10 protein-coding genes are annotated in these 9,486 nt (G+C 45.7%); all 10 read right to left on the reverse strand.

The window, feature by feature from the left end:
- The coding region (locus tag AC9UH7_RS05505; protein WP_509596056.1) for a flavodoxin-dependent (E)-4-hydroxy-3-methylbut-2-enyl-diphosphate synthase at positions 1-348 on the reverse strand (348 nt) is incomplete at its 3' end.
- Positions 349-385: 37 nt separating this feature from the next.
- The gene (locus AC9UH7_RS05510) at positions 386-1,531 is read right to left on the reverse strand and encodes a M50 family metallopeptidase (RefSeq protein ID WP_509596058.1); all 1,146 of its coding nucleotides are present in this window, start codon (positions 1,529-1,531) and stop codon (positions 386-388) included.
- Between the two features lie 69 nt (positions 1,532-1,600).
- A complete protein-coding gene (gene speB, locus AC9UH7_RS05515) occupies positions 1,601-2,599 on the reverse strand; it encodes an agmatinase (protein WP_509596060.1) in 999 nt (332 codons plus the stop codon).
- Positions 2,596-3,435 (reverse strand): ABC transporter permease, encoded by an 840-nt coding sequence (locus AC9UH7_RS05520; protein WP_509596062.1) that lies wholly within the window; start codon positions 3,433-3,435, stop codon positions 2,596-2,598. Before AC9UH7_RS05520 ends, speB begins: the two co-directional genes overlap by 4 nt.
- Positions 3,432-4,292 carry an ABC transporter permease gene (locus tag AC9UH7_RS05525; RefSeq protein WP_509596064.1) on the reverse strand — a complete coding sequence of 287 codons (861 nt, stop codon included), beginning with the start codon at positions 4,290-4,292 and terminating at the stop codon, positions 3,432-3,434. Before AC9UH7_RS05525 ends, AC9UH7_RS05520 begins: the two co-directional genes overlap by 4 nt.
- On the reverse strand, positions 4,289-5,437 hold the full coding sequence (locus AC9UH7_RS05530) for an ABC transporter ATP-binding protein (RefSeq protein ID WP_509596066.1): 1,149 nt from the start codon (positions 5,435-5,437) through the stop codon (positions 4,289-4,291). Before AC9UH7_RS05530 ends, AC9UH7_RS05525 begins: the two co-directional genes overlap by 4 nt.
- The gene (locus AC9UH7_RS05535; RefSeq protein ID WP_509596067.1) at positions 5,437-6,624 is read right to left on the reverse strand and encodes an ABC transporter substrate-binding protein; all 1,188 of its coding nucleotides are present in this window, start codon (positions 6,622-6,624) and stop codon (positions 5,437-5,439) included. The genes AC9UH7_RS05530 and AC9UH7_RS05535 overlap by 1 nt, the downstream gene beginning before the upstream one ends.
- Before the next feature lie 108 nt (positions 6,625-6,732).
- Positions 6,733-8,160 carry a gamma-aminobutyraldehyde dehydrogenase gene (locus AC9UH7_RS05540; RefSeq protein WP_509596068.1) on the reverse strand — a complete coding sequence of 476 codons (1,428 nt, stop codon included), beginning with the start codon at positions 8,158-8,160 and terminating at the stop codon, positions 6,733-6,735.
- A gap of 29 nt (positions 8,161-8,189) precedes the next feature.
- Entirely contained in the window at positions 8,190-9,320 is a 1,131-nt protein-coding gene (gene rlmN, locus AC9UH7_RS05545) for a dual-specificity RNA methyltransferase RlmN (RefSeq protein WP_509596070.1), read from the reverse strand.
- A partial coding sequence (locus AC9UH7_RS05550; RefSeq protein ID WP_509596072.1) for a phosphatidate cytidylyltransferase occupies positions 9,317-9,486 on the reverse strand: 170 nt, incomplete at its 5' end. The genes rlmN and AC9UH7_RS05550, both read right to left, overlap by 4 nt.

The following is a 9,486-nucleotide window of genomic DNA, read 5'->3' on the forward strand; positions in this document are numbered from 1 at the left end:
ATTAACTCGGACCGCAGCACATCCTGCATCAATTGCAGCGAAGATATATTTAGGCTGGAAGTGAATATCTGCAATCACTGGAATCTGTGATTTCTTCGCAATCTGAGCAAGCGCATCTGCATCATCTTGACTTGGAACTGCAACGCGAACAATCTGACATCCTGATGCTGTTAACTCTGCAATTTGCTGCAATGTGGCATTCACATCAGCGGTAAGTGTTGTGCACATCGATTGAACTGAAACCGGTGAATCACTTCCCACACCAACTGAGCCAACCTTGAGCTGACGCGTTTTGCGACGAGGGTGCAGTGTTGGCGGTGGTGCGCTTGGAATTCCGAGATCAACCATGGCTTTATTCTGCACTACGCAAGGGAAAACCGCCGAATTAAAGGTTAAAGGTCACTGGATTAATGACATCTGCAACCAAAAGTAGCAATGTCAAACAGGCAAGAATCACAAAAACCACCAACGTTACTGGGGTTAGGACCGTCACATCGATAGCAGGAGGACGTGCCCGTCCGCGCAAGCGAGCATAAAATGCACGAATTTCATCAGCGATAGCAACAGCCATATGACCGCCATCTAATGGCAAAATCGGCAAGAGATTGAAAATACCCACGAAGATATTAAGGCTTGCCACAATCAATAAGAAGGTTGCTAACCGCTCAGAATCGGTCAACGCAGAGCTTCCAACCGCTTCGCCAGATACTCGTGCAACACCGACTACTCCAACAAGTCCGTTTGCATCACGTTCTTCACCACGGACTGTTTGGCCCCATAACGCAGGAATCTTTGATGGCAATTGAATTAAAGACTTAACGCTCTCGGTAACAAAACTCTTTGTCAGAGTAAAGGCTTTAGTAGTCGATTCCACTACCCCAGTGCGTTTGACTCCCACGGTATTTACTATTCCGAGCAAATATCGCTTTGTTCCTTCCACATCAGTCAAGCGTGCTGTAGCGGTTACTGTTATTTCTTGACCATCTCGGATTAATCCAAGTTTTAACTCTTTGCCTTCAGAATTACGAATCTTTTCAACATCTTCGATCCAAACTGAGACCCTAACTCCATTAATTGAAACCACTTCATCGCCGACTTGAATGCCGGCGGCCTGTGCAGCAGAGTTAGGAACTACTTCACCAATAACAGGTAAAACTTGTGTTGTTCCAACGCCCGCAAATAACACAAATAACAAAAGGTAGCCAAGTACGAAGTGCAGAAAAGATCCAGCTCCAAGAACAATTAACTTCTTCCCAGACGATGCCTTATAAAAGGCGCGATCCTCTTCACCTGCAGGCATTTGATCACCCGGTGCCATACCTTCGATTTTGCAATAACCGCCTGCAGGAATGGCCTTGATTCCAAACTCAGTCTCTCCTTTAGTAAATGACCAAAGGCGTTTGCCAAAACCTAGGAAAAACTCAGAAACTCGCATTCCATATCGACGCGCAGTTATGTAATGCCCAAACTCGTGGACCATAACTGAAAAGAGGAGTGCGACGATAAAAGCTGCGATACCTAGAATTTCCATTAATTACCTAACCCTTAGAAGTTGCACCAAAGTATGCACAATACCGCTGACATCTTGAGAAATAGGTGGTTATCGATCGAGAAGGTTCTGAGTAGGCGAATAAATGCCACCAGAACGTCTTTTAGCTATTGCACTAAGCGCTTCAAGAACCACCCGATTGGCCAAAATAGCCGTGATATCTGCCGTATCAAATGGTGGAGCAACTTCAACTACATCAATACCAACTATAGGAAGCTCTAAACAAATTCGTCGGACCGCTTCGAGCAATTCACGACTTGTCATTCCACCAGGTTCTGGGGTTCCAGTCCCCGGTGCCATACCTGGGTCAACAACATCAATATCTACGGATAGAAAAACTCCATCACAACCGTCAACTACTGTTGCAAAGGATTCATCTAACACCGCCGTTAATCCACGGTGGTGAATTTCAGTCATTTCATAAGATCGCATACCTTGATCGCGCATCCAATTTAGAGTTGCATCCTCTGGCCAATATCCGCGCAACCCCAGCTGTAAGAAACGATCTCCACGAACATAACCATTGTTGATCAGATTACGCATAGGTGTTCCGTGACCGACTAATGCTCCAAACTGATCTTCTCCGGTATCGGCATGAGCATCAAAGTGAATCATAGAAACTTTTCCATGGCCTAAATGGTTTGCAATTCCTGCAACATCTGCCGATGCAATCGAGTGATCTCCCCCAAGCACAACTGGAATAATTCCTGCTCGAGAAATCTTTTCTGTTGCTTCGCGCAACACTGCAAGGGATGCAACTAGATCTCCACCTGGCATCAATAAATCACCAGCATCTAGGACTTTCAGATCCTTTAATCCATCGGTACGCAGTGCTAAGTGGGGCCTGGAACCATCATGTGGAAGGTAATCTCCCCCGCGAATTGCTTGTGGTCCAAATTTTGCACCAGATCTATGAGATGTTCCGCTGTCTATGGGTGCACCAACAATGATTACATCAGCGCCCTTATAACTGGCTGGATCATCTAAATCACATGCTGGAATCCCAAGAAAGGTAAAGTTTGGGCCATACATATTGCCGTGATTGGTCACTTTGAAACCTTTACTCTGCGGCCAACGAACTGCCCTGCGATCACAATAAGCAGTGCCAAAATGAACATAGCTGAACCAATCACATTTGCTTGCGCAGGAATGCCACGTGCTGCAGATGTATAGACAAACTCCGGGAAAGTTTTCAAGGTTCCTGAGTTAAAGTTTGTAATGATGAAGTCATCAAATGACAAGCTAAATGCAAGAAGTGCAGCACCTGCGATACCAGGTGCCACTAACGGCAAAGTTACCCGGCGGAATGTTGCGAACTCATTGGCATAGAGATCCATGGCGGCTTGCTCTAAACGTGGGTCTAGTGAAGCAATGCGTGCCTTCACGGTAACCACAACAAATGAAATGCAAAACATCACATGTGCAATAACAGTTGGCCAGAAACCAGGATTGATTTGAAATACCAAGAACAATGAAAGTAGCGAAGCACCTAAAACAATTTCAGGTGTAGCCATTGGTAAGAAAATCAATAAGTTAGAAGATGAGCGCCCCTTGAATGCATAACGTCCGATAGCAAAGGCGATCATAGTTCCCAAAATCGTTGAGAAAATTGTTGCTAACAATCCAATTTTGATGGAGTTACCAAGTGCCGTACATACCTCAGGAGCACCACACGGGTTCTTCCAGTTGTCTAGGGTGAAGCCCTTCCAGACTAAGTTGGACTTACCGGAATCATTAAATGAAAAAACAAAAGTGTATAGAACTGGAATGAAGAGGTAGGTGAATCCAAAAACGGCATAAATGCGGATTAGGTTTCGCCCGAACCAGCGTGACAGGCGTGCTTCGAAGGGAATTGTAGGAATGGTCGCATCTTTTTGCCTTGTCATACCAACTCCTCCGTTCCTGCTTTTCGAATATAGACAGTTACAAGTATCAAGATTGCAGCCATTAAAGTAAATGAAAGAGCTGCAGCAGTTGGATAATCAACGATCTTGAAATACCGGGATTCAATTACGTTACCAATCATTTTGGTGTTCGGGCTTCCCAAAATAGCGGCGTTGACATAGTCACCAGCTGCTGGGATAAAGGTTAACAATGTTCCCGCAACCACACCTGGCATAGATAAAGGCAAAGTGACTTTGCGGAAAGTGGTAATTCCGTTTGCGTAAAGGTCACCTGATGCTTCCATTGTGCGTGGATCTATGCGCTCTAAGGAGGCATAGAGAGGTAATGTCATAAAGGGCAAGAAGTTATAGGTCATGCCCATTACCACAGCAAAAGATGTCGAGGTCAGAGTGGTGCTCTCGCTAATTATTCCAATACTTCGAAGTGTTGGTACGACAAATCCTTCTTCACCCAATATCTGCTTCCAGGCGATAGTACGAAGTAAGAAAGATACAAAGAATGGTGCAACAACTAGAACAAGAAGAAAGTTCTTTAATCTTCCAGCTTTAAATGCGATCGCATAGGCCAATGGATAGGCAATCGCTAATGCCAAAATTGTTGCGCACAACGCATAAATGAAGGAACGGCCAAACTGTTCTTTGTTTTCTGTAAAAGCAGTTATGTAATTTGAAAACGCAAGAGTTTGTTCATATTGGCCAGTATCTCCCCCAACAATAGGTGTCTGAGTTGAGGTTTGAGCCAGGTTAATAATTGGCAAGATAAAGAAAGTAAAAAGGAACAAAAAACCAGGCAACAACAAAAGGTAAGGCAACTTCACCTTAGACAAGGCGTTGCTCATTCTTCGTCTAGTTCCTCAGGGTTAACTTCAAGTCCAGCTTCGACATCTTCATCGCCGCGCAGAGCAAAAGTGAAGTTAGGCTCCCAAGAAATTACAACCTCATCGCCCTTATGAAATGGTGGAACACCATCATCATTTTGCTCAAAGACCATTACCTCTTGTCCCCAAGGCATTGTTACCTGGTACTGAGTGGAAACACCAATGTAGGAAACATCTTCAATGCGTCCGCCAGCCAAAATGTTTCCACGAGTAGGTGTTCCAACCAATGAAATACGGAATTTTTCAGGACGAATACCAGCGTAAATAGAATTATCAACAGCATGGCTACGGTTCTTTGGCATTGAAATTTTCTGTCCGAAGAGATCAACAACTAAGTTATCCCCGTCTGTGCCTTCTATACGCCCCTTAATCAGGTTTGATTGGCCCAAAAAGTTTGCTACAAAAGCAGTTTCTGGGTTGTCATACAGATCTGCCGGAGAACCCATCTGCTCAATTTCACCCTCGTTCATAACCGCGATGGTGTCAGCCATAGTCATGGCCTCTTCCTGATCATGTGTAACGTGAACGAAAGTTAGGCCCACTTCGCGCTGAATCCACTTGAGTTCAATCTGCATCTGGCGACGTAGTTTGAGATCGAGTGCACCCAACGGTTCATCGAGCAAAAGCAGTGCTGGGCGGTTAACAATTGCGCGAGCTAAAGCAATGCGCTGTTGTTGTCCACCAGATAACTGAGTTGGCTTTCGCTGTGCAAGGTGAGGCAACTCAACTAACTCAAGGACTTTGTTTACATCTGCAGAGACATCTTTAATTCCACGACGGCGCAACCCAAATGCAATGTTTTCAAAAATAGTTAAATGTGGAAACAATGCATAATTTTGGAAGACAGTATTTATGGGACGCTGATATGGACGCTTAGTCGTAATATCAGTTTCACCTAAATGGATACTGCCAACAGTAGGTTCCTCCAACCCTGCGATCATTCGCAACGTTGTCGTCTTGCCGCATCCTGAAGGCCCAAGTAATGCGAAGAATGAGCCTTCAGGAATTGTTAATGACAAGTCATTAACTGCAGTGAAATCTCCGTACGACTTTGAAATACGAGTTAGGCGTAAATCTCCGTGCGTTGCAGATGAAACGTCAGTCACTAGTTGCCGGCGGCCTTCTGGAATGCTTCGGTCCAAGAAGTTTCTTCTGCGGGTGTTAGTGAGCGGAAGACATTAAGTCTTTTTGACATGGCATCATCTGGGAAGATGAATGGGCTGCTTGCCAGTTCTGGAGCAATCTTTTCCATCTCAGCTTGTGCACCCTTAACAGGACACACATAGTTAACGTATGCAGCAACTTCAGCTGCAATTGCTGGGTCGTAGTAGAAGTTGATCAACTTCTCAGCATTTGCCTTACCTTCTGCAGATGCTGTTGAAGGAATCATCAAGTTATCACCTGAGATAGTTCCACCTGACTCTGGAATAGCAAAGTCAAACTTGCCTTCATTTTCAGCCTTCAGGATAAACATGTCGCCAGACCAGCCAATAACTGCTGTCGCATCTCCTGAAGTTAGGTCTTCAGCATATTCATTACCCTTAACGCCACGAATCCAGCCATCCTTGATTTGCTTAGCCATGTAATCAACAGCGTTCATGAATTGATCTTCTGTAACTGTCTGAAGGTTTACGCCTTGTGCCAACAAAATAATGCCGATTGTGTCGCGCATTTCAGAGAGAACAACAATCTTTCCCTTGTTCTGTGGCGCAAATAGCTCTTCAAGTGTGTTAATTCCATTTGGATTCTTTTCAGTGTTCCAACCAAATCCAGCCATGATGCCTTGCCATGTCATTGATTGTTCACGGTTTGGATCAAATGAAGGTGATGCAAGTGAATCAAGAATGTTTGACTTGTTTGGAATATTTGCTGTATCAAACTTTTGTGTGTAACCAAGACGGATCCAGCGAGCTGCCATCCAGTCTGTTGGTGTGACAACGTCATATCCAATATCTGAACCAATTTTTAGCTGAGCCTGTACTTTTCCGAAGAACTCATCGTTATCGTTGTAATCTTCAAAATACTGGGCGTTTAATGTATTAGCACGAGCAAATTTGTCTAATGTTGGGTAGTACTTGCACTCTGGGTCATAGTCTAAGTACAAAGGCCAGTTGCCCCAGCGAACTACTGCAGCATCTGCTGGTGCTTCATAAACATCGCACGAAGATGAACCGCAAGCAGAGAGCAATCCCACTGCTCCTAAACCGCCTGCACCCGCGAGTAATCCGCGGCGCGAAACCATTGCACCTAATACTGATTTTGCCTCTGGTGAGAGTGAACTTTCTTTTGACATACTGATTTACTCCTTAAGGGTTAAGCACAAGCTAGTTGTCGGATTACCGAGCCTCAAGCTTTCTGTGGGTTGTGGATTGATAGTTGGTTGGTCGAACAGTGGGAAATACTACGCCCCCAGATTACTCATTACGTGCTTAATTCGTGTGTAATCTTCAAAGCCGTATGCTGAGAGATCTTTGCCATATCCCGAGCGCTTGAAGCCGCCATGTGGCATTTCGGCGACGATTGGAATGTGGGTGTTGATCCAGACACAGCCAAAGTCAAAGGCCTTTGCCATGCGCATTGCGGTGCCATGGTTAGTGGTCCAGACGCTTGAAGCGAGCCCGTATTCCACGCCATTGGCCATGGCCACGGCCTGGGCCTCATCTGAAAACTTTTGAACGGTAATAACCGGCCCAAAGATCTCCTTCTGAATCAACTCATCGGACTGCTGCAACCCAGCAATTACGGTGGCTGGGAAGAAGAATCCTGGTCGATCTAGGGCGCTTCCACCTGTCATCACCTGGGCATGGGCTGGGACTCTAGATAGTAGATCTGAAATTCGGGTCAGCTGATTCACATTGTTAACTGGCCCCAGGAAAACATCTTCATCTGCAGGTGCGCCAATTGCGATTTGTTTGGCTTGTTCAGTAATCAACGCAACAAAATCATCATAAACAGAGTCCTGAACAATCACACGTGTTGCAGCTGTGCAATCTTGGCCAGCGTTGAAATATCCAGCAACAGCGATCGCTTCAGCTGCTGCTGCAAGATCTGCATCTGCGAAAACAACAACTGGTGCCTTGCCACCTAATTCTAGGTGCACGCGCTTTAACTGCTTTGCAGCAGACTCTGCCACTTTAATTCCAGCAGCAACTGATCCAGTAATTGCAACCATGTCAGGGCGTGCATGATTTACAAGTGTGGCACCTGTTTCGCGCTCGCCACACACAACATTGAAAACGCCTGCAGGTAAAAACTCCGCCATCAAATTAGCCATCCACACAGTTGATGCAGGTGTTGTATCACTTGGCTTTAAAACAACTGTGTTACCTGCTGCAATTGCAGGTGCCCACTTCCATACCGCCATCATCATTGGATAATTCCATGGTGTTACCTGTCCAATAACGCCAACAGGTTCGCGGCGAATCATGGAAGTCATACCTGGCATGTATTCACCAGCTGACTTTCCTTCCAGATTTCTGGCAGCACCCGCAAAGAATCTAATCTGATCCACCATCGGTGGAACTTCTTCTGTGGTCGTTAGCGAAATTGGCTTGCCTGTGTTTTCACATTCAATAGCAATAATCTCTTCAGCCCGCTCCTCAATTGCATCAGCAATCTTTAGCAAAGCACGTTGGCGCTGTGAAGGAGTTGAATCGCGCCACTCAGGGAATGCATCACTTGCCGCCTTGAATGCTGCATCAATATCTGCCGCATTTGAATTAGGAGCAGTTGCGAAAGGCTGTCCTGTCGCTGGATTTACAAGGGTTGTGGTCTCACCTGATGTTGAATCTACAGACTTACCATTGACAAAGTTACTGAGCTTTTTCATGTGCCCGAGCCTAGCAATTTCCCTTAAATCTAACTAGTAGGCGTCGCTTTCTCCGCCGCAGCCAACTGACCGCACGCACCATCAATCTCGCGGCCGCGAGTATCACGAACCGTTACTGGCACGCCGTAACTTTCCAGGATCCGAACAAACTCTGCTTCATCTTCTCGACGGGAGGCGGTCCACTTAGAACCTGGTGTCGGATTAAGTGGAATCAAATTAACGTGAGCATTCCGGTTTTTGAGCAAGCGACCCAACAAATCTGATCGCCAGGATTGATCATTAATATCGCGAATGAGTGCGTATTCGATCGAATATCTGCGACCCGTCTTTTTTTCATAAGCATCTGCGGCTGCTAAAACCTCACGAACGTTATAGCGATTGTTAATTGGAACTAAGGAATCTCGAAGTTCATCATCTGGGGTGTGAAGGGAGACAGCCAAGGTGCAGTTGATGCCTTCATCCATCAGTTTTTCAATGCCGTTAACAAGCCCAACGGTTGAAACAACAACTGAACGAGCAGAGATTCCAAGTCCATCAGGGTTTGAATCCGTTATGTTGCGCAAGGTGCGCACTACTGCGTTGTAGTTGGCTAATGGTTCACCCATTCCCATAAAGACAATGTTAGAAAGTCGGGTTGGTCCCCCTGGCAGTTCACCATTGGCACATGCTCTTGCAGCTGCAACGATCTGATCTGTGATTTCAGCTGCAGATAAATTACGAGTAAGGCCTGCTTGACCTGTCGCACAAAATGGACAGTTCATGCCGCAACCTGCTTGTGAGGAAATACAGACGGTTACTCGGTCTGTGTAACGCATTAAAACGCTCTCAACTAAAACACCATCATGTAACTTCCACAAATCTTTTCTAGTCATTCCGTTATCTGTTGTACGAGTAGTAACCAACTGAATCATTTGTGGGGTCAGGGCAGCTGCTATTGATTGGCGCTCTGCTGCAGGAATATCTGTCCACTCTTCTGGATTACTAGACAAATGGGTGAAGTAATGAGTTGCCACTTGAGAAGCTCTGAAAGGCTCAAATCCGAGCTCCTTTGCAAAGGCTTTTCGTTCAGCTGGAGAAAAATCAGCTAAATGTTTAGGTGCCTTCTTACGCTGGACCGGCTCATCAAAAACAAGTTTTACCTCTGGAATTAGCCCGCTCATAGGAAATGCTTTACTAATTCAAGTGCCAACCACATGGCTGGTGCGGATAAGACCACAGAATCAAGGCGATCTAACATCCCGCCGTGGCCGGGCAACAGTGTTCCCATATCTTTAAGACTCATATCGCGCTTCATCGCACTTTCAATCAAGTCACCACAGGTTGCCG

It is taken from the genome of Candidatus Planktophila sp., assembly GCF_044348745.1.
Taxonomy (GTDB): domain Bacteria; phylum Actinomycetota; class Actinomycetes; order Nanopelagicales; family Nanopelagicaceae; genus Planktophila.